16 protein-coding genes and 1 other RNA gene are annotated in these 23236 nt (G+C 62.2%); 11 read left to right on the forward strand and 6 right to left on the reverse strand.

Annotated elements, in window-relative coordinates:
• Window positions 1–24: 24 nt before the first annotated feature.
• Window positions 25–2424 carry a xanthine dehydrogenase molybdopterin binding subunit gene (xdhB, locus tag HU767_RS00625; RefSeq protein WP_186728191.1) on the reverse strand — a complete coding sequence of 800 codons (2400 nt, stop codon included), beginning with the start codon at window positions 2422–2424 and terminating at the stop codon, window positions 25–27.
• Window positions 2417–3871, reverse strand: coding sequence for a xanthine dehydrogenase small subunit (xdhA, locus tag HU767_RS00630; protein ID WP_186705263.1), 1455 nt, complete (start codon window positions 3869–3871; stop codon window positions 2417–2419). The genes xdhB and xdhA overlap by 8 nt, the downstream gene beginning before the upstream one ends.
• A 383-nt stretch (window positions 3872–4254) precedes the next feature.
• On the opposite strand from xdhA, the gene HU767_RS00635 reads away from it, so the two are divergent.
• From HU767_RS00635 to ffs, 6 genes are all read left to right on the forward strand, one after another.
• Complete coding sequence (locus tag HU767_RS00635; protein ID WP_186705262.1) at window positions 4255–4914, forward strand: GntR family transcriptional regulator; 660 nt, start codon at window positions 4255–4257, stop codon at window positions 4912–4914.
• Window position 4915: 1 nt separating this feature from the next.
• Window positions 4916–8404, forward strand: coding sequence for a chromosome segregation protein SMC (gene smc / locus HU767_RS00640; protein ID WP_186728192.1), 3489 nt, complete (start codon window positions 4916–4918; stop codon window positions 8402–8404).
• A gap of 258 nt (window positions 8405–8662) precedes the next feature.
• Window positions 8663–9508 (forward strand): cell division protein ZipA, encoded by an 846-nt coding sequence (zipA, locus tag HU767_RS00645; RefSeq protein WP_186705260.1) that lies wholly within the window; start codon window positions 8663–8665, stop codon window positions 9506–9508.
• 153 nt (window positions 9509–9661) lie between these two features.
• Window positions 9662–12019 carry an NAD-dependent DNA ligase LigA gene (gene ligA / locus HU767_RS00650; protein ID WP_186728194.1) on the forward strand — a complete coding sequence of 786 codons (2358 nt, stop codon included), beginning with the start codon at window positions 9662–9664 and terminating at the stop codon, window positions 12017–12019.
• Between the two features lie 229 nt (window positions 12020–12248).
• Window positions 12249–13409 carry a putative zinc-binding metallopeptidase gene (locus tag HU767_RS00655; RefSeq protein WP_186728195.1) on the forward strand — a complete coding sequence of 387 codons (1161 nt, stop codon included), beginning with the start codon at window positions 12249–12251 and terminating at the stop codon, window positions 13407–13409.
• A 277-nt stretch (window positions 13410–13686) separates the two neighbouring features.
• An RNA gene (gene ffs / locus HU767_RS00660) (signal recognition particle sRNA small type) lies at window positions 13687–13783 on the forward strand.
• 185 nt (window positions 13784–13968) lie between these two features.
• Here the strand turns inward: ffs and HU767_RS00665 are convergent.
• Window positions 13969–14283, reverse strand: a complete 315-nt coding sequence (locus tag HU767_RS00665; protein ID WP_186705257.1) for a helix-turn-helix transcriptional regulator — start codon at window positions 14281–14283, stop codon at window positions 13969–13971.
• 338 nt (window positions 14284–14621) lie between these two features.
• Here HU767_RS00665 and HU767_RS00670 point away from each other — a divergent pair, with 338 nt between their 5' ends.
• Window positions 14622–16370 carry a GGDEF and EAL domain-containing protein gene (locus HU767_RS00670; protein WP_186728197.1) on the forward strand — a complete coding sequence of 583 codons (1749 nt, stop codon included), beginning with the start codon at window positions 14622–14624 and terminating at the stop codon, window positions 16368–16370.
• Here HU767_RS00670 and HU767_RS00675 read toward each other — a convergent pair.
• Window positions 16316–17086, reverse strand: a complete 771-nt coding sequence (locus tag HU767_RS00675) for a transporter substrate-binding domain-containing protein (RefSeq protein WP_186728198.1) — start codon at window positions 17084–17086, stop codon at window positions 16316–16318. The genes HU767_RS00670 and HU767_RS00675 overlap by 55 nt on opposite strands.
• 132 nt (window positions 17087–17218) lie before the next feature.
• Here HU767_RS00675 and dnaX point away from each other — a divergent pair, with 132 nt between their 5' ends.
• The 4 genes from dnaX to recR all read left to right on the forward strand — a co-directional run bounded on the left by dnaX (window position 17219) and on the right by recR (window position 21683).
• Entirely contained in the window at window positions 17219–19282 is a 2064-nt protein-coding gene (dnaX, locus tag HU767_RS00680; protein ID WP_186728199.1) for a DNA polymerase III subunit gamma/tau, read from the forward strand.
• A 64-nt stretch (window positions 19283–19346) separates the two neighbouring features.
• On the forward strand, window positions 19347–19685 hold the full coding sequence (locus HU767_RS00685; RefSeq protein ID WP_003183512.1) for a YbaB/EbfC family nucleoid-associated protein: 339 nt from the start codon (window positions 19347–19349) through the stop codon (window positions 19683–19685).
• Between the two features lie 300 nt (window positions 19686–19985).
• A complete protein-coding gene (locus tag HU767_RS00690; protein WP_186705253.1) occupies window positions 19986–21014 on the forward strand; it encodes an NADP-dependent oxidoreductase in 1029 nt (342 codons plus the stop codon).
• Window positions 21015–21080: 66 nt separating this feature from the next.
• Complete coding sequence (gene recR, locus HU767_RS00695) at window positions 21081–21683, forward strand: recombination mediator RecR (RefSeq protein WP_186728200.1); 603 nt, start codon at window positions 21081–21083, stop codon at window positions 21681–21683.
• A gap of 127 nt (window positions 21684–21810) precedes the next feature.
• On the opposite strand, the gene HU767_RS00700 is transcribed toward recR, so the two are convergent.
• Window positions 21811–22359 carry an adenine phosphoribosyltransferase gene (locus HU767_RS00700; protein ID WP_092197401.1) on the reverse strand — a complete coding sequence of 183 codons (549 nt, stop codon included), beginning with the start codon at window positions 22357–22359 and terminating at the stop codon, window positions 21811–21813.
• Between the two features lie 76 nt (window positions 22360–22435).
• On the reverse strand, window positions 22436–23170 hold the full coding sequence (gene fnr, locus HU767_RS00705) for a fumarate/nitrate reduction transcriptional regulator Fnr (protein WP_053120659.1): 735 nt from the start codon (window positions 23168–23170) through the stop codon (window positions 22436–22438).
• Between the last annotated feature and the right edge of the window lie 66 nt (window positions 23171–23236).

Raw genomic sequence — 23236 nt, forward strand, 5'->3', positions numbered from 1 at the left:
TGCTCGCGAAGGCGGCGCTGCGGTCTAAAGCGAAGCCAACTCGGGTTCAGCTTCCTCAGCCTTGGCCGCCTTCAACTGCCGCATCTGCTCACACCCCCACAACACCCGCTCCGGCGTTGCCGGGGCATCGATGTTCGGTTGATGCCGGTAATCCCCCAGGCTCGCCACGGCGTCCTTGATGGCGCACCACGCGGCGATGCCGAGCATGAACGGCGGCTCGCCCACAGCCTTGGAATGGAACACCGTGTCTTCAGGGTTCTTGCGGTTTTCCACCAGCTTGACCCGCAGGTCTAGCGGCATGTCGGCCACGGCGGGGATCTTGTAGCTGGCCGGGCCATTGGTCATCAGCTTGCCCTTGTCATTCCACACCAGCTCTTCCATGGTCAGCCAGCCCATGCCCTGGATGAAACCGCCTTCGACCTGGCCGATGTCGATGGCTGGGTTCAGCGAGGCGCCGACATCGTGGAGGATGTCGGTGCGCAGCATCTTGTACTCGCCGGTGAGGGTGTCGACGATCACCTCGGCACACGCCGCGCCATAGGCGTAGTAGTAGAACGGCCGGCCACGGGCCTGGCTGCGGTCGTAGTAGATTTTCGGGGTCTTGTAGAAGCCGGTGCTGGACAGCGAGACCTGGGCGAAATACGCCTGCTGTACCAACGCTTCGAAGGTCAGGATGTGATCGCGCACCCGCACATGGCCGTTGTGGAATTCCACATCCTCTTCACTGACCTTGTAGTGCCGCGCGGCAAATTCCACCAGGCGCCGCTTGATGATTTCGGCGGCATTCTGCGCCGCCTTGCCGTTCAGGTCGGCACCGCTGGAGGCGGCGGTGGGCGAGGTGTTCGGCACCTTGTCGGTGTTGGTCGCGGTGATCTGCACGCGGTCCATTTCCACCTGGAACACCTCGGCCACCACCTGGGCGACCTTGGTATTCAGGCCCTGGCCCATTTCGGTGCCGCCGTGGTTGAGGTGGATACTGCCGTCGGTGTAGACGTGGATCAAGGCGCCGGCCTGGTTGAGGAAGCTGGCGGTGAACGAAATGCCGAATTTCACCGGGGTCAGCGCCAGGCCCTTTTTCAGGATCGGGCTATTGGCGTTGTAGCGACGGATCGCTTCACGGCGCTCGGCGTACTGGCTGCTTTCTTCAAGCTCGGCGGTCATTTCCTCGAGCATGTTGTGCTCGACGGTCTGGTAGTAGTGGGTGACGTTGCGTTCGGTCTTGCCGTAGTAGTTGGCCTTGCGCACCGCCAGCGGATCGAGCCCCAGGTGTCGGGCGATGGCGTCCATCACTTCTTCGATGGCGACCATGCCCTGCGGCCCGCCGAACCCCCGGTAGGCGGTGTTCGACGCGGTGTTGGTCTTGCAGCGGTGGCCGTTGATGGTCGCATCGCCCAAGTAGTAGGCGTTGTCGGCGTGGAACATCGCCCGGTCGACGATGGAGGCCGACAGGTCAGGCGAGCAACCGCAGTTGCCGGCCAGTTCCAGGGCGATGCCGTGCAAGCGCCCGCGGCTGTCGAAGCCGACGTCGTATTCGATGTAGAAGGGGTGGCGCTTGCCGGTCATCAGCATGTCTTCGACCCGGGGCAGGCGCATCTTGGTCGGCTGCCCGGTGAGGTGCGCGATGACGGCGCACAGGCAGGCCGGGCTGGCGGCCTGGGTTTCCTTGCCACCAAAGCCGCCGCCCATGCGGCGCATGTCCACCACGACTTTGTTCATCGACACGCCGAGTACTTCGGCCACCAGTTTCTGCACTTCGGTGGGGTTCTGGGTCGAGCAGTAGACGATCATGCCGCCGTCTTCGGTGGGCATCACCGAGGAAATCTGGGTTTCCAGGTAAAAATGCTCCTGGCCGCCGATGTGCAGCGAGCCCTGGATACGATGCTCGGCGCTCGCCAGCGCCGTGGCCGAATCGCCGCGCTGGTGGGTGTGGCTGTCCAGCACGAAGTGCCGCTTGCGCAGGGCCTCGACCACGTCCAGCACCGGCTCCAGGTCTTCGTATTCGATGATGGCGGCCATCGCTGCCTTACGTGCGGTCTCAAGATCCTTGGCGGCAACAGCCAGCACCGGTTGGCCGACGAACTGCACGTCATCAATGGCCAGCAGCGGATCGCCGGGCAGCAGTGGGCCAATGTCCTTCAGGCCTGGAATGTCTGCGTGGGTGATGGCGATGCGCACGCCCTCAAAGGCGTAGCACGGCGCGGTATCGATGCGGATGATCCGGGCGTGGGCGCGGTCCGACAGCCGGGCATAGACGTGCAACTGGTTGGGGAATTCCAGGCGGTCATCGATGTACTGCGCCTCGCCGGACACGTGCTTGGCGGCGCTGTCATGCTTGACGCTGCGGCCCACGCCAGTGGTGAGGTCGCGGGCGAACAGCTCCGCCAGTTCGGCTTGAGTCTTCTCTACGGCGTGATGGTTAGACATAAGCGGTCACCCGAGTCTCGATGTGCGGCGTTTGCAGTTCGATGAAATATTTGCGCAACAGGTTGCGGGCGCTGAGCAGGCGGTATTCCTTGCTGGCGCGGAAATCCGACAGCGGCGTGAAATCCTCGGCCAGGACGGCGCAGGCGCGTTCGACGGTGCTGTCGGTCCACGGCGCGCCGATCAATGCGGCTTCACAATGCTTGGCGCGTTTCGGTGTGGCGGCCATGCCGCCGAAGGCCACGCGGGCGTCGCGGACCACGCCGTTGTCGATGCGCAGGTTGAAGGCCGCGCATACGGCGGAAATGTCATCGTCCAGGCGCTTGGACACCTTGTAGGCGCGGAACGCCTGTTCGGCGCTGGCTCGCGGCACGATGATCTTTTCGATGAATTCGCTTTCCTGGCGGGCGGTAACCCGGTAATCGATGAAGTAGTCTTCCAGGGCCAGGGTGCGGCGGACCTGGCCCTTGCACAGCACGATCTGCGCGCCGAGGGCGATCAACAGGGGCGGCGAGTCACCAATAGGCGAGGCGTTGCCGATGTTGCCGCCCAAGGTGCCCTGGTTGCGGATCTGCAGCGAGGCGAAGCGTTGCAACAGTTCGCCGAAGTCCGGGTATTCGGCTTTCAGGGCCTCGTAGCAATCGGAGAGGGCGGTGGCGGCGCCGATCTCCAGGCGGTCGTCGAAGCGTTCGATACGCTTGAGTTCGGCGACGTTGCCCACGTAGATCATCACCGGCAGGGTGCGATGAAATTGCGTGACTTCCAGGGCCAGGTCCGTACCGCCGGCCAGTAGGCGCGCCTGGGGATAGGCGTCGTAGAGATCGGCCAGGTCGGCGACGGTCAGCGGCACCAGGCAGCGTTTGTCGCCGCTGTTGAGTTCACCGGTCTCGGTGGGGGCGATGGCTTTGAGGCGGGCGATGGTTTCGGCCTCGCGGGCGTCGAACTGGTCCGGCTGCTTGCTGCAGCAAGCTTGCTCGGCGGCGGCCAGGATCGGCCGATAGCCGGTGCAACGGCACAGGTTGCCGGCCAAGGCTTCGTGGGCCTGGTGGGCGTCGGCTTGCTCGCTGTTCTTCTGCAGGGCGAACAGCGACATGACGAAGCCCGGTGTGCAGAAACCGCATTGCGAACCGTGGCAGTCGACCATCGCTTGCTGAACGCTGTGCAGTTGGCCCTGGTGCTTGAGGTCCTCGACGCTGATCAGTTGCTTGCCGTGCAGGGACGAGACGAAGGTCAGGCACGCGTTGAGGCTGCGGTAGCGAATGCGTTCGCGGCCATTGGCGTCCGTTTCCAATTCGCCCACCACCACGGTACACGCGCCACAGTCGCCGCTGGCGCAGCCTTCTTTGGTGCCGGGTTTACCAACGTGTTCGCGCAAGTAGTTGAGTACGGTCAGGTTCGGGTCCAGGGCGTGCTCGCTACGGAGTTCCTGGTTGAGTAAAAACTGGATCACGGAAGGCCTCGCAGACGCATTATTGTTGTTTCGACGTGGGCCTGAATTTATCAGGTCTGACTTTTCGGTCAACGATTTTCTGACTTAAGGGTCAAGAAAATCCATCTGGTCGATAAACAACGCTTTATGGACACGGTGGAACCCTGTGGGAGCCGAGCTTGCTCGCGATGACGGCGGTACATTCAGTATGGATGCAAGCTGACAGACCGCTATCGCGAGCAAGCTCGGCTCCCACAGGTTCTTCCACAGATTCTGTTCCAGGATGAGAGTCCGGATTTTTTTGCTTATATCGTGCCAAAAACCCGCTGCAGGCCCTGCGCCATGACGTACCGAGTGCGCTACACTGCGCCGCTTGTGCAGATCGAAGAGTTTGAAGGACAACCATGACGTTCAAGGCCCCGGACAGCCTCGCCGAGCAAATCGCCCATCACCTCGCCGAACGCATCATTCGCGGCGAAATGAAACCGGGAGAGCGCATCCAGGAGCAGAAGGTCACGCTGGCGCTCAACGTCAGCCGCGGCTCGGTCCGCGAGGCCTTGCTGATCCTGGAGCGACGCCATTTGATCGCGATCCTGCCGCGCCGTGGCGCCCACGTCACCGAACTCACCGAGCACAAGGTGCGCAGCCTCTGCACGCTGATGAGCGAGCTGTACATCCTGTTGGGCAACGCCGTGGCCCATGGCTGGAAAGAACAGGCCGACATGGCGCCGTTCGTCGCGATCCAGCAGCGTCTCAACGACGCCTACGCGCGCCAGGACATCCGCACCTTCGTCGATGAAAGCTTCAGCGTGATGCGCGCCGCCTACCCCTTTGCCAACAATCCGTATCTGCAGGAAACCGTCGAGAACCTGCAACCGGCCATGAGCCGTGCCTATTTCCTGGCCCTGGACCAGCGCAAGGCGGAAATGAGCGAATTTCTCGACCTGTTCCAGCGCCTGCTCGCCGCTGTGCTGGCCCGTGATTTGCCGCAGATCCGCATCGTGCTCACGGCCTACGCCCAGCGCAGTTGCGACCTGGTGGTTTCTGCCCTGACGGCGGCCTGACGTGCGGCTCAAGTGCATCAAGTTGGCGGGGTTCAAATCCTTCGTCGACCCGACCACGGTGAACTTCCCCAGTAACATGGCGGCGGTGGTCGGGCCCAATGGTTGCGGCAAGTCGAACATCATCGACGCCGTGCGCTGGGTGATGGGCGAAAGCTCGGCCAAGAACCTGCGCGGCGAGTCGATGACCGACGTCATCTTCAACGGCTCCACCAGTCGCAAGCCGGTGAGCCAGGCCAGCATCGAGCTGGTGTTCGATAACTCCGACGGCACCCTGGTGGGCGAGTACGCGGCCTATGCGGAAATTTCCATTCGTCGCAAAGTGACCCGCGACAGCCAGAACAGCTATTTCCTCAACGGCGCCAAGTGCCGTCGCCGGGACATCACCGATATTTTCCTCGGCACCGGCCTGGGCCCGCGCAGCTACTCGATCATCGAGCAGGGCATGATCTCCAAGCTGATCGAGGCCAAGCCCGAAGACCTGCGCAACTTCATCGAAGAGGCCGCCGGCATTTCCAAATACAAGGAGCGCCGGCGCGAGACCGAAAACCGCATTCGTCGCACCCACGAAAACCTGGCGCGCCTGACCGACCTGCGCGAAGAACTCGAACGCCAGCTCGAACGTTTGCATCGTCAGGCCGAGGCTGCGAAGAAGTACCAGGAATACAAAGGCGAGGAGCGTCAGCTCAAGGCCCAGCTGTCGGCCCTGCGCTGGCAGGCGTTGAACGAGCAGGTCGGCCAGCGTGAGGCGATCATCGGCAACCAGGAGGTCAGCTTCGAGGCCCTGGTGGCTGAGCAGCGCAACGCCGACGCCGCTATCGAGCGCTTGCGCGACGGCCACCATGACCTGTCCGAGCGCTTCAATCTGGTGCAAGGGCGCTTCTATTCCGTGGGGGGCGACATCGCCCGGGTCGAGCAGAGCATCCAGCATGGTCAGCAACGGCTGCGGCAGTTGCAGGACGACTTGAAGGAAGCCGAGCGGGCGCGCCTGGAAACCGAATCGCACCTGGGTCATGACCGCACGTTGCTGTTGACCCTCGGCGAAGAGCTGGACAGGTTGACGCCGGAGCAGGAAATCACCAGCGCCGCCGCCGAAGAGGCTGCCGCAGCCCTGGAAGAAGCCGAGCTGACCATGCATGGCTGGCAAGAGCAGTGGGACAGTTTCAACCTGACGTCGGCCGAGCCGCGGCGCCAGGCAGAAGTCCAGCAGTCGCGCATCCAGCAGTTGGAAACCAGCATGGAGCGCCTGGCCGAACGTCAGCGCCGCCTGTCCGAAGAGCGCGCCTTGCTCGCCGCGGATCCGGAAGACGCCGCGATTCTGGAGCTGAGCGAGCAACTGGCGACCAGCGAGGCCACCCTCGAAGACTTGCAGGCCAGCGAAGATGCCCAGGTCGAGCGCCTTGAACAACTGCGCCAGGCTTTGCAACTGGCCTTGCAGAACCAGCAACAGGCCCAGGGCGAATTGCAGCGGCTCAATGGGCGCCTGGCTTCGCTGGAGGCCTTGCAGCAAGCGGCGCTGGACCCGGGCACTGGCACCGCCGAATGGCTGCGCGACCAGCACCTGGCCGAGCGTCCGCGCCTGGCCGAGGGCCTGAAGGTCGATGCTGGCTGGGAATTGGCGGTGGAAACCGTGCTCGGCGCCGACCTGCAAGCGGTGCTGGTGGATGACTTTGCTGGCTTCGACCTGTCGGGCTTCACTCAAGGCGATCTGCGCCTACTCAGCCCGGCCGGCGATGGCGTGCGAATTCCCGGCAGCTTGCTCGATAAGGTCGAGGCCCAGGTCGACCTGTCGCCCTGGCTCGGGCAGGTCAAGCCAGTGGACAGCCTTGAGCAGGCCTTGGCTTTGCGCGGGCAATTGGCAGCCGGCGAAAGCTTGATCAGTCGTGACGGGTATTGGGTTGGCCGGCATTTCCTGCGGGTGCGCCGGGCCAGCGAAGCCGAGAGCGGCATGCTCGCCCGCGGCCAGGAAATCCAGCGCCTGGGCGCCGAGCGCGAAGAGCGCGAAGCCAGCGTCGAAGCCCTGGAAACCGAATTGCAAAACCTGCGGGCGCAACAGCGTCAACAGGAAAACGGCCGCGAGCACCTGCGGCGGCTGTTGCAGGATGAAGCGCGCCAGCAAGGCGAGCTCAAGGCGCAGTTGTCGGCCGGCAAGGCCAAGGTTGAACAACTGGCGCTGCGCCGTACCCGCCTGGAAGAAGAAATCGCCGAACTGGGCGAGCAACGAGCGCTAGAGCACGAGCAGATCGGCGAGGCGCGCTTGCAACTGCAAGAAGCCCTCGATGCCATGGCGTTGGACACCGAGCAGCGGGAACTGTTGCTGGCCCAGCGTGACAGCTTGCGTGAACGCCTGGACCGGGTGCGCCAGGAAGCACGCCAGCACAAGGACCACGCCCATCAACTGGCGGTGCGCCTGGGCTCGCTCAGGGCCCAGCACGATTCCACGCGCCAGGCCTTGGAACGGCTGGAAATGCAGTCCGAGCGCCTGACCGAAAAGCGCGAACAGTTGAGCCTCAATCTGGAGGAGGGCGAAGCGCCACTGGAAGAGCTGCGCCTCAAGCTTGAAGAGTTGCTCGACAAGCGCATGAGTGTCGACGAAGAGCTCAAGACCGCGCAAATCGCCTTGGAGGACGCCGACCGCGAACTGCGCGACGCCGAAAAGCGCCGCGGCCAGGCCGAGCAGCAATCGCAACTGATCCGTGGCCAGATGGAACAGCAGCGCATGGAGTGGCAAGCCTTGACGGTGCGGCGCAAGGCCTTGCAGGACCAGTTGCTGGAAGACGGCTACGACCTCGACGGCGTGCTCGCTACCCTGGTGGCCGGGGCGAACGAGAAGGACGCCGAGGAAGAATTGGAGCGCATTGCCCAGCGCATCCAGCGCCTGGGGGCCATCAACTTGGCGGCCATCGACGAGTACCAGCAGCAGTCCGAACGCAAGCGCTACCTGGACGCCCAGAACGACGACCTGGTGGAAGCGCTGGAGACCCTGGAAAACGTCATCCGCAAGATCGACAAGGAAACCCGCAACCGCTTCAAGGATACCTTTGATCAGATCAACGGCGGTTTGCAGGCCCTTTTTCCAAAAGTTTTCGGTGGCGGCAGCGCCTACTTGGAACTGACGGGCGAAGATTTACTCGATACAGGGGTGACAATCATGGCGCGTCCTCCTGGCAAGAAGAACAGCACCATCCATTTGCTCTCCGGTGGCGAAAAGGCGCTGACCGCGCTGGCCCTGGTCTTTGCCATCTTCAAATTGAACCCGGCGCCGTTCTGCATGCTCGACGAGGTCGACGCGCCGCTGGACGACGCCAACGTAGGCCGTTACGCACGGCTGGTGAAAGAAATGTCTGAAACGGTGCAGTTCATCTACATCACCCACAACAAGATCGCCATGGAAATGGCCGATCAGTTGATGGGGGTGACGATGCACGAGCCGGGCTGTTCGCGACTGGTGGCGGTGGATGTGGAGGAGGCCATGGCCATGGTGGATGCCTGAACAACGGCTTGTAGGGCTTCAACTTCGAACGCTGTAGGTATTTTTTACCCTTGGGGCTGATGTTCAATTCACAGATTGGGCACAAGCCTATGCGACAGACGGTGTAAAGTTATCTTTGGTCGTGCTAGTTTAATGTCAATTTTTCGTATGCGTGGGCAAAACGCCATTCAGAACATAGAGTTGGCGCCACGTTTTAAAGCGGTTTGCAAATAGCTAAGCCCCTTATTTTTCAGCATTTTTATAGAGGCACGGGATTACATGGAAATCGGTCTGCGCGAGTGGCTGATCGTCATCGGCATCATTGTCATTGCCGGTATTCTTTTCGACGGCTGGCGTCGCATGCGCGGCGGCAAGGGGAAACTGAAGTTTCGCCTGGATCGCAGCCTGTCGAACCTGCCCGATGAGGATGATAGCGCCGAGCTGCTGGGGCCGCCGCGGGTGCTGGACGCCCACAAGGAGCCGCAGCTGGACGAGCATGACTTGCCGTCGATGAGCGCGCCTGCCCGTGAGCCACGGGAGTCGGGTTCCAAGCGTGGCAAGCGCAACAGCGAGCCGTCCCAGGGTGATTTGAACCTGAACCTCGACCTGGATGGCGGGCCGAGCTTCAGCAGTCGCGACGGCGACTTCCCGGACGAAAACAAGGCCCCGAGCGCCGACAAGGACCAGGCCCAGGCTGAAGAAGTGCTGGTGATCAGCGTGATCTGCCGCGACCCGGCCGGCTTCAAGGGCCCGGCGTTGCTACAGAACATCCTCGAAAGCGGCCTGCGTTTTGGCGAAATGGACATTTTCCACCGTCACGAAAGCATGGCCGGTAACGGCGAGGTGCTGTTCTCCATGGCCAACGCGGTCAAGCCTGGCGTGTTCGACCTCGACGACATCGATCATTTCAGCACGCCGGCGGTGAGCTTCTTCCTTGGCCTGCCGGGCCCGCGTCATCCCAAGCAAGCATTCGACGTGATGGTGGCCGCCGCTCGCAAGCTGTCCCAGGAGCTCAACGGCGAACTGAAGGATGACCAGCGCAGCGTGCTGACCGCCCAGACCATCGAGCACTACCGCCAGCGCATCGTCGAATTCGAGCGCCGGGCGCTGACCCAGAAGCGCTGATCAATGACACAGGCTCTCCCTGACCAGAGAGCTTTTTGTGGCAGGAGAGCTTTTGTGGCGAGGGAGCTTGCTCCCGCTGGGGGCGAAGCCCCCCAAAAGGTTTAAAAAGAATGAGCAGCCCAGGCTGCTCTTTTGCTTTATGAGAGAACACCCATGAACGCCGTCGAAACACGCATCCTAGAGTTGCGCACCGAGCTGGACCAGCACAACTACCGCTACCACGTCCTCGACGAACCCAGCATCCCGGACGCCGAGTACGACCGCCTGTTCCACGAGCTCAAAGCCTTGGAAGAGCAGCACCCGTCACTTGTCACCAGCGACTCCCCGACCCAGCGGGTCGGCAGCGTGGCGCTGTCGGCGTTCAGCCAGGTGCGTCACGAGATCCCGATGCTCAGCCTGGGCAATGCCTTCGACGAAACTACCCTGCGCGAATTCGACCGCCGGGTGACGGAAGGCCTCGACCTGCCCATGGGTGATTTGCTGGGCGGTGGCGCGGCAGTGGAGTACAGCTGCGAGCCGAAGCTCGATGGCCTGGCGGTCAGCCTGTTGTACCAGGACGGCATGCTGGTGCGCGGCGCCACGCGCGGTGACGGCACCACGGGCGAGGACATCAGCGTCAACGTACGCACCGTGCGCAACATTCCCCTCAAGTTGCAGGGCACTGGCTGGCCGCCGCTGCTGGAAGTGCGCGGCGAGGTGTACATGTCCAAGGCTGGCTTCGAGCGCCTGAACGCCACGCAACTGGAGGCGGGCGGCAAGACGTTTGCCAATCCGCGCAACGCGGCGGCCGGTAGCTTGCGTCAGCTCGATTCGAGGATCACGGCCAACCGTCCCCTGGAGTTCTGTTGCTACGGCATCGGCCAGGTGACGGCGGACATCGCCGACACTCATATTGGCAACCTCAAGCAACTCAAGGCCTGGGGCATGCCCATCAGCCGTGAGTTGAAGCTGGCCCACGGCGTCGACGAATGCCTGGATTACTACCGTGACATCGGCGAGCGCCGCAACGCGTTGCCCTATGAGATCGACGGTGTCGTGTTCAAGGTCAACAGCATCGCTTCCCAGCGCGAGCTTGGTTTCCGTGCCCGGGAACCGCGCTGGGCCATTGCCCACAAGTTTCCCGCCACCGAAGAACTCACCGAGTTGCTGGACGTCGAGTTCCAGGTCGGCCGCACCGGCGCGGTGACTCCGGTGGCCCGTCTCAAGCCGGTGAAAGTCGCCGGCGTAACCGTGGCCAACGCGACGTTGCACAACATGGACGAAGTGGCGCGCCTGGGCGTGATGATCGGCGATACGGTGATCATCCGCCGTGCCGGGGACGTGATCCCGCAGGTGGTGCAGGTCGTCACCGAGCGCCGTCCGGAAAACGCCCGCCCGGTGGAAGTGCCCCAGCAATGCCCGGTCTGCGGCTCCCACGTCGAGCGCACGCAACTGATCAAGCGCAGCAAGGGCCGCGAAACCGTTAGCGAAGGCGCGGTGTACCGCTGCGTCGGTCGCCTGGCCTGTGGCGCGCAGCTCAAGCAGGCGATCATCCATTTCGTCTCGCGTCGGGCCATGGACATCGAAGGCTTGGGCGAGAAAAGCGTCGAGCAACTGGTGGATGAGGGCCTGGTGGGTTCGCCTGCCGACCTGTATGCGCTGACCTTCGAGCAGGTGGTCGACCTGGAAGGCTTCGCCGAACTGTCGAGCAAGAACCTGCTGGCCGCCATCGTCGACAGCAAGCAGCCGAGCCTGGCGCGTTTCATCTATGCCCTGGGCATCCCGGACGTGGGCGAGGAGACCGCCAAGGTCCTGGCCCGCTCCCTCGGTTCGCTGGAGCGCGTGCAGGCGGCGTTGCCCCAAGTGCTCACGTACTTGCCTGATGTCGGCCTGGAAGTCGCCCACGAGATCCACAGCTTCTTCGAAGACCCGCACAACCGCCAGGTGATCAAGGACCTGTTGCGCCATGGCCTGGAGATCCAGGACCAGGGCGAGTTGGGCGCCGAGTTCTCCGCCAGCACCACCCTGGGCGGCTTTCTCGACAAGTTGCACATTCCCTCGGTGGGGCCGGGTGGGGCGCAGAAGCTGGCGGACAAGTTCGGCTCGCTCGACGCGGTGATGAACGCCGACTGGCTGGACATGCGCCAGGCCCTGCCGGAAAAACAGGCCAATGCCGTGCGCGAGTTCTTTGCCATCGCCGCCAACCGTCAGCAGGCCGAAGCGGCGGAGCAGCAGTTACGCGACTTTGGCATGCACTGGCAGAGCGAGAAGAAGGTCGTCGAAGGCTTGCCCGAGGCGGGTCACACCTGGGTGCTGACCGGTTCGCTGGAACTGATGAGCCGTGACGTCGCCAAGGATAAGTTGGAGAGCCTGGGAGCGAAGGTCGCCGGGTCCGTGTCGGCGAAAACCCACTGCGTGGTGGCCGGGCCGGGTGCTGGTTCGAAGTTGACCAAAGCCAACGAGCTGGGGGTGAAGGTGCTCGACGAACAAGCTTTTGTCGATTTCCTGGCGGGCCATGGCATCACGGTCTGAGGGTGATCGGCTTTTGTGGCGAGGGAGCTTGCTCCCGCCGGGTGGCGCAGCCGCCCCAATCGGGGCGACGCAATGCTCCTGGTGGACCGCATTAGCTGGTTTGCGACGGCTGCGCCGCCGAGCGGGAGCAAGCTCCCTCGCCACGATTTACCGGCGTCATGACCCAGCGTTTTGGAACGATCATGAGCGTAAGGTGATCTAGTCTTGCAGGCTCCAGGGAGAGATCGCCATGTACCGCTTCTTCGAACAGCTGAGTTCACGCATTGCCGCGCCGTTCCTGGGTGATCGGTCACGTAACAGCAAGGTCTGGCCGTGCCGCTGCGGCCAGTCATTGTTCTTTCGCAACAGCCAGTGCCTGGCCTGTCTGGCGGCGCTGGGTTATCAACCTGAGCGGAGCCGCCTGTCCTCCCTGCAACCCGGTGAGCAACCCGACACCTGGACGCTGGATGCCGATCCGCACGCCGGGCTGTTTCGCCGTTGTGCCAACCTCGACACCCCGGCGGCCTGCAATTGGCTGCTGCCGGACAATGGCCACGATACCCTGTGCATCGCCTGTAGCCTGAATCGCACCATTCCCGACCTGTCGATTCCGGAAAATCCTGAACGTTGGCGCAAGGTCGAGACCGCCAAGCGTCGACTGGTCGCGCAACTGATCACGTTCGGCTTGCCGGTCATCCCGAAAACCGTCAATGAAGACATCGGCTTGGCGTTCGATTTCATCGGCGTCGACCCAGATGGCACGCCGCCGACCACGGGTCACGCCAGCGGATTGATCACCCTCGACATCAAGGAGGCGGACGATGCCCATCGCGAGCATGTGCGCCAGCAAATGCACGAACCGTATCGCACCTTGCTCGGGCATTTTCGTCATGAGGTAGGGCACTACTACTGGGACCGGCTGATTGCCAACAGCCACTGGCTCGGGGCTTTTCGCGAACTGTTCGGCGACGAGCGCGCCAGCTATTCCGACGCCCTGGAGCGGCATTACCAGCAAGGCGCGCCGCTGGATTGGCAAACCCGCTACGTGAGTGCCTACGCCACCATGCACCCATGGGAGGACTGGGCGGAAACCTGGGCCCATTACCTGCACATGATGGACGCGGTCGACACTGCCCTGGGCTTTGGCATGAGTGCTCGGGAGATGGATTTCGACTACCAGCCGTTCCCGCCCGAGACCTTGTACGACGCCGAACACGCAGGCGGCGCGGCCTTTCTCTCGTTCGTCAACGCCTGGATCGAACTGGCCGGCATGCTCAACGAATTGTCCCGCAGCATGGGCCAGCCGGACTTCTACCCGTTCGTCGTACCGGCTGCCGTCATTACCAAGCTGCACTTCATCCATCTGGTGATCCAGGAGGAGGGCGGTCGGGCGGATGAGGTGCTGTTGTAGGTTTCAGTGCAGGCAAGCGCAGACCCCACACTGGCTCCAGAGTCCACAGGCTCCTGCGTCCAGGCACAGAACCCCTGTGGGAGCGAGCCTGCTCGCGATAGCGGTCGGTCAGCTTGCATCCATGCCCGATGTGCCAACGTCATCGCGAGCAAGCTTTGCTCCCACGGCAAGTGCTTGAACGCCTTCAGTTTTTAATCCGACACGAACGGTTGTAACTTCTTGCCAGATAGGTACAATGGCGCGGCTCGCCGTCAGGCGGGCGTCGTTATGGTGACCCCATCGGTCCCCCCGCAACGATTACCCGTGAACCTGGTCAGATCCGGAAGGAAGCAGCCACAGCGGGAACATTGTGTGCCGGGGTGTGGCTGGTGGGGTTGCCTCCATAACGCCCAAGCCTTCATTCGCAAGGTTTGCCAAATTCAAAATTTCTTGTTGTTCTGCTGATCGATATTGATCGATGCTTTCTGCTGTCCAGGTTTTTTGCTGGACAAGACAAGTGAGCGCCAAAGAGAAGCCTGGCCTGTCTTGCATCGACAGGCCAGGCTTCTCTTCCATTGCATCAAGGCTTGGACAAGGCCTGGTCGACCGCTGCAATCAGCTTCCCAAGATCCTTCGGGGTGGCTTTGTGTATGACACCGAACAGGTAAGCCCGCTGTTCGTCCTCATCGGTCATGTCGGCAAAAAAAGCCTTCAGTTGCACATCCAGCACATTGGCAAGCAGGAACAAGGCTTCGACGCTGGGGGTGTAGGTGCCGGTTTCGAAGCGGCTGATGGTTTTAGGGTCAAAACCGGTTTTTTCGCCAAGTTCAGCCTGAGTAAGCCCCGCTACTTTGCGGTAGCGTCTGATGGCTGGACCCAAACTTGAAATTTGCATCGCTTAATTCCCATTTAGAATCAAGAACTTAACGATAGATTTTCGCATTAGGCAACCGCGTGATCCATCACCTTGCTTTGCAAAGTGTGATGTGTTTCGTAGAATCGGCCTTTGGCACGGGTATTTGGTGACCCGCTTTGCGAAGCCGAGGGCTGTGCAAAGACCGGGCCTTGTGTTTCTTGCCACGATACAAGGCAAGGGCTGCGCCCTCCCTGGGCACCGCCAGGGCCCGCGCTCCAGCTTCCCTCAAAGTGTTTGAGCCTAGTTGATTTTCGCCTGTCTTGAAGGCGGTGCAACCGCGCGCGACAAATGAGCCTGACTCATGGATGACTGCTTCGATGGATAAGAAGTACCGCAGGGCCGTTGACGCCGCCGCGATTTTTTCCGAGACCGATCTGAGCGGGCGCATCACTTACGTCAACGATCAATTTTGCAGCCTTTTTGGTTACCGGCGCGATGAGTTGCTGGGCGCGAACCATCGCCTGCTCAATTCCGCTCAGCACCCCGGCGAGTTCTTCAGCGCCATGTGGCGCACCATTGCCTTGGGGCAGGTCTGGAAAGGGGAAATCTGCAACCGGGCCAAGGACGGTACGCTGCATTGGGTCGACACCACCCTGGTGCCGGTGATCGACGATGAGACCGGGCAAATCGAGCGCTACCTGGCGATTCGCTTCGACGTCAGTGAAAAGCGTCGCTTGCTGCATTCGCTGCAATGGCGGGTCGGTCACGATGTGCTGACCGGGCTGCCCAATCGTACTTATCTGTCGGACCTGCTGGACCAGGCGCTGGAATTTTCCCGCACGGAGAACCTGCCCCTGGCGGTGTGCATGCTCGATCTCGATGGTTTCAAGGCCGTCAACGACGGCTATGGTCATGCCAGCGGTGATCGGCTGCTGGTGGAGGTTGCCAGGCGCCTGCGCAGCATCGTGCGTGGCGAGGACGTGGTGGCGCGGCTGGGCGGGGACGAGTTCGTGCTGGTGCTGCGCCATGTGCGTGGCATGGAAGAGCTGCATGCCGCGTTGAACCGGGTGTTGATCGCCGTCTCCATGCCGTATGGCATTGATGGCAAGGACATCAAGGTCTTCGCCAGTATTGGCGTCACGCTGTTCCCGTGGGACAACGAAGACGCCGAGACCCTGCTGCGTCACGCCGACCAGGCGATGTATGTGGTCAAGCAAAGCGGGCGCAATCGTTTCCACTTGTTCGATGTGTCCCGGGACAAGGAGGTACGGGCCACTTACCAGACCGTCGAACGGGTCCGCCAGGCACTGGCCGATAACGAGCTGCGGCTGCATTTCCAACCCAAGGTCAACATGCGCCATGGCACCGTGGTCGGCCTGGAGGCGTTGCTGCGCTGGAAGCATCCGCAACGTGGCCTGGTGCCGCCTCGGGAGTTCCTGCCCTTGGTGGAGGAGACTGACCTGATCGTCGAGATCGGCGAGTGGGTCATGGAGCAGGTCTTGACCCAGTTGCAGCAATGGCAGCAAGTGGGGCAAGGCTGGCCAGTGAGCATCAATATCTCGGCACGGCATTTCCAGCGGGCGGATTTTGTCGAGCGGCTGCGGCAGGTGTTGGAGCGACATCCGGCGGTGCCGCCACGCCTGTTGGACCTGCAGATTGTCGAGTCTGTCGCCGTGGAGAACCTGGCCCACGTCAGCGCCTGCCTCCAGGCATGCCAGGCGCTGGGCGTGGGGTTTTCCCTGGGGGGTTTTGGCACGGGCTACTGCTCGCTCAACGACCTCAAGCACCTGCGCACGCAAACCATCAAGATCGACAAGACCTTCGTCCGCGACATCCTCGATGACCGCGACGACCTGGCACTGACTGAAGCGGTGATCGGCCTGGCCCGGGCCTTTGGTCGCGAGGTGGTCGCCGAGGGGCTGGACAGCCTGGAGCACGGCCAACTGCTGCTGAGCCTGGGCTGCGAGGTGGCACAAGGGTATTTCATCGCCCGGCCCATGCCGCCCGAACAGATACCCGACTGGGTTCAGGGCTTCATCCCACCGTCCCAATGGCAACAGCGGTCCGGCGATCAAGGCGAAGGCGCCTCGCTCTTGACCCGCGATGTTTCACTGCGGCCGGTGTAAAGCTGGATGATCGCGTCGATTTCCCCGGACGTTTTCATGTTCAGCAATGTCCTCAGAATGCGTTGTGCGGGAATGTCCGGATCGTTGCGCACGTAACAGCTCAACTGCTGTTCCTGCAGGACAGTCACCTCATGGAGCTGGCGATCAGCGGCATGCCGTTGATTGAACCAGTCCAGCGCCCATTGGTTGGTGACCCCATAGCGATAACGCCCGGCCAGCAGTTTCGCCAGCACTTGTTCCTGGCTACGGGCATCGTCGCGGTGCAGTTGAGCGGTGTCGAATAAGGGTTGCAGGGTCGGGTAGCTATAGCCGAGCACGGTGCCGATGGCTTGGTGCGAGAGCGTTGCTGGCGTGACCGTCGCCGGTGCGCTGGTCGGGGCGACGAGCAGGTCGCGCTGGAAAAACAACGGGATGCTCCATAGATAATCGCCATTGTCCTTCACCCAGTCAGGGCTGACATAGCAACGTATATCGATTTCGCCGTGTTTCATGGCAGCGTCGAGCCGGGCGCGAGACAGGACGTGGAATTGCGCCGGCCTTCCCACTTGGGTCGCCAGGCTGGTCATGATGTCGGGAAGGATGCCCTGGATCGGGCGGCCTCGTTCGATCTGTACCATGGGCATTGCCCAGCCGTCGGTAATGGCGAAACGCAAGGGGACTTCTTCGGCTAAGCAACCGGTACCCAGCAACAGCAAAGCCCCCATGGCTGATCGCATAAACTCTCCCTGACTGTATAAAACCGCGTCGACAACCCAAGCTTAGTCAGATTAGACGAGCACACCGGATGCAATTTCGCCCCTGCTCCGCTAGCATTAGCCGCTTATGTTCCTTCGTTGCGACGGTTTTCGATGAGTTATCAGGTTCTTGCACGTAAATGGCGTCCGCGCTCGTTCCGCGAAATGGTCGGCCAGACCCATGTGCTCAAGGCTCTGATCAATGCCTTGGACAGCCAGCGGCTGCACCATGCCTACCTGTTCACCGGGACCCGGGGCGTGGGCAAGACCACCATCGCGCGGATCATCGCCAAGTGCCTGAACTGTGAAACCGGCATCACCTCGACGCCTTGTGGCGAGTGTTCGGTCTGCCGGGAAATCGATGAGGGCCGCTTCGTCGACCTGATCGAGATCGACGCCGCCAGCCGCACCAAGGTCGAGGACACCCGCGAACTGCTCGACAACGTGCAGTACGCCCCGAGCCGTGGGCGCTTCAAGGTCTACCTGATCGACGAAGTGCACATGCTCTCCAGCCATTCCTTCAATGCGCTGCTCAAGACCCTTGAAGAGCCGCCGCCCTACGTCAAGTTCATCCTGGCGACCACCGATCCGCAGAAACTTCCTGCAACGATTCTGTCGCGGTGCCTGCAGTTCTCCCTGAAGAACATGACGCCGGAACGGGTGGTCGAGCACCTGACCCACGTATTGGGTGTCGAGAATGTCCCGTTCGAAGACGATGCGCTGTGGCTGTTGGGCCGCGCCGCCGATGGTTCGATGCGTGACGCCATGAGCCTGACCGACCAGGCCATCGCGTTCGGTGAAGGCAAGGTCATGGCCGCCGATGTCCGGGCCATGCTCGGCACTCTCGATCATGGCCAGGTCTATGACGTCTTGCATGCGCTGATCGAAGGCGATGCGAAGGCGCTGCTCGAGGCGGTGCGTCACTTGGCCGAGCAGGGCCCGGACTGGAATGGCGTGCTCTCGGAAATCCTCAACGTGCTGCACCGTGTCGCCATCGCCCAGGCCCTGCCTGAAGGCGTCGACAACGGCCACGGCGACCGTGACCGCGTACTGGCCCTGGCCCAGGCGCTGCCGGCCGAAGATGTGCAGTTCTATTACCAGATGGGCCTGATCGGCCGACGCGATCTGCCCTTGGCGCCGGATCCGCGCGGCGGCTTCGAAATGGTCCTGTTGCGAATGCTGGCGTTCCGGCCAGCCGACACGGCGGATGCGCCGAGGCAAGCGCTAAAGCCAGTGGGGATCAGCCAAGCCACAGCTGATTCCGCCAAGCCAGTGGCTGCCGCGCCCGTCGTTGCGCCGGCAGTGGCTTCGGCTCCGGCCGCGGTGGTGCCTGTCGCCCAGCCGATGCCGACGCCTGTTGTCGCGACGCCTGAGCCGGAACCCGAGGCGCTGCCCGAGCCCGTCGTTGAAGAAGTCATCGACCTGCCGTGGAACGACCCGGTCGAGCCGGAAGTTGTCCAGCAGCCGGTCGTCGAGCCCGTATTGGAAACCGTTGCCGAGCAGCCTGAGTTGCCGCCAATGCCGCTGCCAACGCCCGACAGCGTGGTGCCCGATGCGCCAGAGTGGGTGGCCGCGCCGGTGCCCGAGCCAACGGTGGCCGATGTCGATGTCGCCACGCCGGGCATCGACCTGGACGACGAGCCGCCGCTGGACGAGGATTATATCGAGCCGGACATGGATTCGGCCTACAGCTACCTGGACGACCTGGCCAGCGAGCACGCCGCTGAACCGGCCCCGGAGCCCGAGCCCGAACCGGCGGCGATGCCGGCCACCGGCCTGGCCCTGCAATGGCTGGAACTGTTCCCTAAATTGCCGATCAGCGGCATGACCGGCAGCATCGCCGCCAACTGCACGCTGATGGCGGTGGAAGGCGACCACTGGCTGCTGCACCTGGATCCGGCACACAGTGCACTGTTCAACGCGACCCAGCAGCGTCGCCTCAACGATGCGCTGAACCAGTACCACCAGCGTAACCTGACGTTGACCATCGAGCTGATCAAGCCCGAGCAGGAGACCCCGGCCCAGGCCGCGTCCCGCCGCCGTGCCGACCGTCAGCGCGAAGCCGAGGAGTCGATCCACGGCGATCCATTCATCCAACAGATGATGCAACAGTTCGGCGCCGTGGTCCGTCACGATACTATCGAACCTGTCGAGGCCCCGGTCACCCAGGGCTCATAACTGAAGGCGCCGGGCCGAACGGGCCGGGCGCGTTGTTTATCCAAGTACTTTCGAGGTGATTCCCATGATGAAAGGTGGCATGGCCGGCCTGATGAAGCAGGCGCAGCAGATGCAGGAAAAGATGGCCAAGATGCAGGAAGAACTGGCCAACGCCGAAGTCACCGGCAAGTCCGGCGGCGACATGGTGACCGTGGTCATGACCGGTCGCCATGACATCAAGCGCGTCAGCATCGACCCAAGCGTGGTCGAAGGCCTGAGCGAAGACGACAAGGAAATGCTCGAAGCCCTGTTCGCCGCCGCCGTCAATGACGCGGTGCGCAAGATCGAAGCCAACAGCCAGGACAAGATGTCCGGCATGACGGCAGGCATGCAATTGCCGCCGGGCATGAAACTGCCGTTCTGATTCGCCATCCCGGTCGGGATGGGCTAAACACAATGCCAGGCATCGCGCCTGGCATTTTTGTTTCTGTCGGAGCCTCGGGTAGCTGTTCGACCGCTTTCGTCGGAACGCCGCCCGGAGCAGGCTCGCTCCCACACTGGATTGAAGGGGCTTCGATTGTGATATTCGCCGCAGGTTCTATGTGGGAGCGAGCCTGCTCGCGAAGGCTGCACCGCGCTATCCCGGAATAAACATCGAACGCCGCCCCCTCGGTAATGGTCTGCTTCCTATACGTGTCCGCCCAACGAACAAGGAGACGCCTCCATGTCATCGATTTCCAACCAGCGCATCGTCCTGGCCTCCCGTCCCCAAGGTGCGCCCACCCCTGAAAACTTCCGTCTTGAACATGTGACACTGCCGGATCTGGCAGAGGGACAGATCCTGCTCAAGACGTTGTTCCTGTCCTTGGACCCCTACATGCGCGGGCGCATGAGTGATGCGCCTTCCTACGCCGCTCCGGTGGAAATCGATGAGGTGATGACCGGCGGCGCTGTCAGCCGCGTGGAACGTTCGACGCACCCGAAATTCCATGAGGGCGATTGGGTGGTTGGCGCTACGGGTTGGCAAACCCACAGCATCAGTGACGGGCGCAACGTGATGCCCATTCCTTCCGGGCTACCCAGTCCGTCGATGGCCCTGGGGGTGTTGGGCATGCCGGGCCTGACCGCCTACATGGGGCTGATGGACATTGGCCAGCCCAAGGCCGGGGAAACCCTGGTGGTCGCGGCAGCCTCGGGTGCCGTGGGCTCGGTGGTCGGCCAGGTCGCAAAAATCAAGGGCCTGCGGGTGGTCGGCGTCGCGGGCGGCAGCGAGAAATGCAAGTACGTGGTCGACGAACTGGGCTTTGATGCCTGTGTCGATCACAAGAGCGCCAATTTTGCCGAGGAATTGGCGCGGGCCTGTGACAAGGGCATCGACATTTATTACGAAAACGTCGGCGGCAAGGTCTTTGATGCCGTCGTGCCGTTGCTCAACGCCAAGGCACGAATCCCGCTCTGTGGCCTGATCGCGTCCTACAACGACAATCAGGCGCCGAACGGTCCGGATCGCTTGCCGCAACTGCAGCGCACCTTGCTGACCAAGCGCGTGCGGATCCAGGGGTTTATTGTGTTTGACGACTACGGTGACCGTCAGCCGGAGTTCGTCAGTGCCATGGCGCCTTGGGTGCGCGATGGCAAGGTCAAGTTTCGCGAGGACGTGGTCGACGGCCTGGAAAATGCGCCACAGGCGTTTATCGGCCTGTTGGAAGGGCGCAACTTCGGCAAGTTGGTGGTGCGGGTCGCGCAGGATTGAGTATTTGACGCTAATCGGAGGCGCGGGTATAAACCGCGTCTCGTTGTTATGTCGGACATTTCCTCCATGAGCTTCAGCCCTTTGATTCGCCAACTGATCGATGCCCTGCGAACGTTGCCGGGTGTAGGTCAGAAAACTGCCCAGCGCATGGCGTTGCAATTGCTTGAGCGTGATCGCAGCGGCGGTTCACGCCTGGCCCAGGCCTTGAGCCAGGCCATGGAGGGCGTAGGGCATTGCCGTTTATGCCGCACCCTCACCGAAGACGACCTCTGCCCGCAATGTGCCGACGCGCGTCGCGACGACAGCCTGCTCTGCGTGGTGGAGGGGCCGATGGATGTGTATGCGGTGGAGCAGACCGGTTTCCGTGGCCGTTATTTCGTGCTCAAGGGCCATTTGTCCCCACTCGATGGCTTGGGGCCTGAAGCCATTGGCATCCCACAGTTGATCGCGCGGATCGAAGAGGCGGGCACGTTCACGGAAGTCATCCTCGCCACGAACCCGACGGTCGAAGGCGAAGCCACCGCCCATTACATCGCCCAATTGCTGAGCAACAAAGGCTTGGTCGCCTCCCGCATCGCCCACGGCGTGCCGCTGGGTGGGGAGCTGGAATTGGTGGACGGCGGGACGCTGGCGCATTCGTTTGCGGGGCGTAAGCCGATCGCCTTGTAACAGCCACCCCAAAGCTAATGTGGGAGCGGGCTTGCTCGCGAAAGCGGTGGATCAGCAAGCGATTATATTGACTGACACTCCGCTTTCGCGAGCAAGCCCGCTCCCACAGGTAACTGTTGCTCGAAGGTTATTTCTCGCTAAGCGAAAACTGCGTCAGGCAGAACGTTGGAATTCCCATGTCTTCCAGACGCTGGGAGCCGAGCAGTTCCGGCAGGTCAATGATCGCCGCGGCTTCGTGGACTTTGGCGCCCATGCGGCGAATCAGGTTGGCGGCGGCAATCAGCGTGCCACCGGTGGCGATCAGGTCATCGAACATCACCACCGAATCACCTTCGCACAGGCTGTCGGCGTGCACTTCAAGGAAGGCTTCACCGTATTCGGTCTGGTAACCCTCGGCCAGCACGTCGGCCGGCAGCTTGCCTTGCTTGCGGAACAACACCAGCGGCTTGTTCAACTGATAGGCCAGGATCGAGCCGATCAGGAAGCCGCGAGCATCCATTGCGCCAATGTGAGTGAACTCTGCCTCGACATAGCGGTGGGCAAAGCTGTCCATGACCAGGCGCAGGGCGGTCGGGGATTGGAACAGTGGAGTAATGTCGCGAAAGATCACGCCGGGCTTGGGGAAGTCGGTCACGGGGCGGATCAGGGATTTGATGTCGAAGGAGTCAAAGACCATCGTCGAGGTGTCCTGGCAGGGCTGCAAACGCGGCAGTATAGCGCGGCGAGGCCAATCCCTCAGCCGCGCAGGTTCATCAGCCGTCGATCGAGCCGCCAGCCAGGGCGCAGAGCTGGATCGGGTCGAGAATGTGAATTTCCTTGCCTTCGGCGGCAATCAGCTCGTTCTGCTGGAAACGCGTGAATACCCGGGACACGGTTTCCACCGCCAGGCCCAGGTAGTTGCCGATTTCGTTGCGCGACATGCTCAGGCGGAACTGGTTGGCCGAGAACCCGCGGGCGCGGAAGCGTGCCGAGAGGTTGACCAGGAACGTGGCGATCCGCTCGTCGGCGGTTTTTTTCGAGAGCAGCAACATCATCTGTTGATCGTCACGGATTTCCCGGCTCATGACTCGCATCAACTGGCGGCGCAGTTGCGGCAGCTGTATGGCCAGCTCGTCCAGGCGATCGAAGGGAATTTCGCACACCGAGGTGGTTTCCAGCGCCTGGGCCGAGACCGGATGGGTCTCGGTGTCCATGCCCGACAGGCCCACCAGTTCGCTGGGCAAGTGGAAACCGGTGAGCTGTTCTTCGCCGCCGTCGCTCAAGTTGAAGGTTTTCAAGGCACCCGAGCGCACGGCATAGACGGAATCGAACGCGTCGCCCTGGCGAAACAGGAATTCACCTTTTTTCAACGGGCGGCCTCGTTTGACGATGTCGTCCAGCGCGTCCATGTCCTCCAGATTCAACGAAAGTGGCAGGCAGAGGGGGGCCAGGCTGCAATCCTTGCAATGGGCCTGGTTGTGGGCGCGCAGTTTGACGGGCTCGGACATTTCTTAAATCCTTGTGGGAAAACACACATAAGGCGTAAGGGTACCCCAGAGCAGACACTCCAGCCA

Source organism: Pseudomonas sp. SWRI179 (genome assembly GCF_014268705.1).
GTDB classification, from domain to species: domain Bacteria; phylum Pseudomonadota; class Gammaproteobacteria; order Pseudomonadales; family Pseudomonadaceae; genus Aquipseudomonas; species Aquipseudomonas zanjanensis.

Bases quoted from the DNA above. Each gene is read 5' to 3' on its own strand.
- recR (WP_186728200.1), top strand. From the start codon at position 21,081: ATGAGCTTCAGCCCTTTGATTCGCCAACTGATCGATGCCCTGCGAACG.
- HU767_RS00635 (WP_186705262.1), top strand. From the start codon at position 4,255: ATGACGTTCAAGGCCCCGGACAGCCTCGCCGAGCAAATCGCCCATCAC.
- HU767_RS00675 (WP_186728198.1), bottom strand. From the start codon at position 17,086: ATGCGATCAGCCATGGGGGCTTTGCTGTTGCTGGGTACCGGTTGCTTA.
- zipA (WP_186705260.1), top strand. From the start codon at position 8,663: ATGGAAATCGGTCTGCGCGAGTGGCTGATCGTCATCGGCATCATTGTC.
- HU767_RS00665 (WP_186705257.1), bottom strand. From the start codon at position 14,283: ATGCAAATTTCAAGTTTGGGTCCAGCCATCAGACGCTACCGCAAAGTA.
- HU767_RS00685 (WP_003183512.1), top strand. From the start codon at position 19,347: ATGATGAAAGGTGGCATGGCCGGCCTGATGAAGCAGGCGCAGCAGATG.
- xdhB (WP_186728191.1), bottom strand. From the start codon at position 2,424: ATGTCTAACCATCACGCCGTAGAGAAGACTCAAGCCGAACTGGCGGAG.
- ligA (WP_186728194.1), top strand. From the start codon at position 9,662: ATGAACGCCGTCGAAACACGCATCCTAGAGTTGCGCACCGAGCTGGAC.
- HU767_RS00655 (WP_186728195.1), top strand. From the start codon at position 12,249: ATGTACCGCTTCTTCGAACAGCTGAGTTCACGCATTGCCGCGCCGTTC.
- dnaX (WP_186728199.1), top strand. From the start codon at position 17,219: ATGAGTTATCAGGTTCTTGCACGTAAATGGCGTCCGCGCTCGTTCCGC.
- HU767_RS00670 (WP_186728197.1), top strand. From the start codon at position 14,622: ATGGATAAGAAGTACCGCAGGGCCGTTGACGCCGCCGCGATTTTTTCC.
- fnr (WP_053120659.1), bottom strand. From the start codon at position 23,170: ATGTCCGAGCCCGTCAAACTGCGCGCCCACAACCAGGCCCATTGCAAG.
- HU767_RS00690 (WP_186705253.1), top strand. From the start codon at position 19,986: ATGTCATCGATTTCCAACCAGCGCATCGTCCTGGCCTCCCGTCCCCAA.
- HU767_RS00700 (WP_092197401.1), bottom strand. From the start codon at position 22,359: ATGGTCTTTGACTCCTTCGACATCAAATCCCTGATCCGCCCCGTGACC.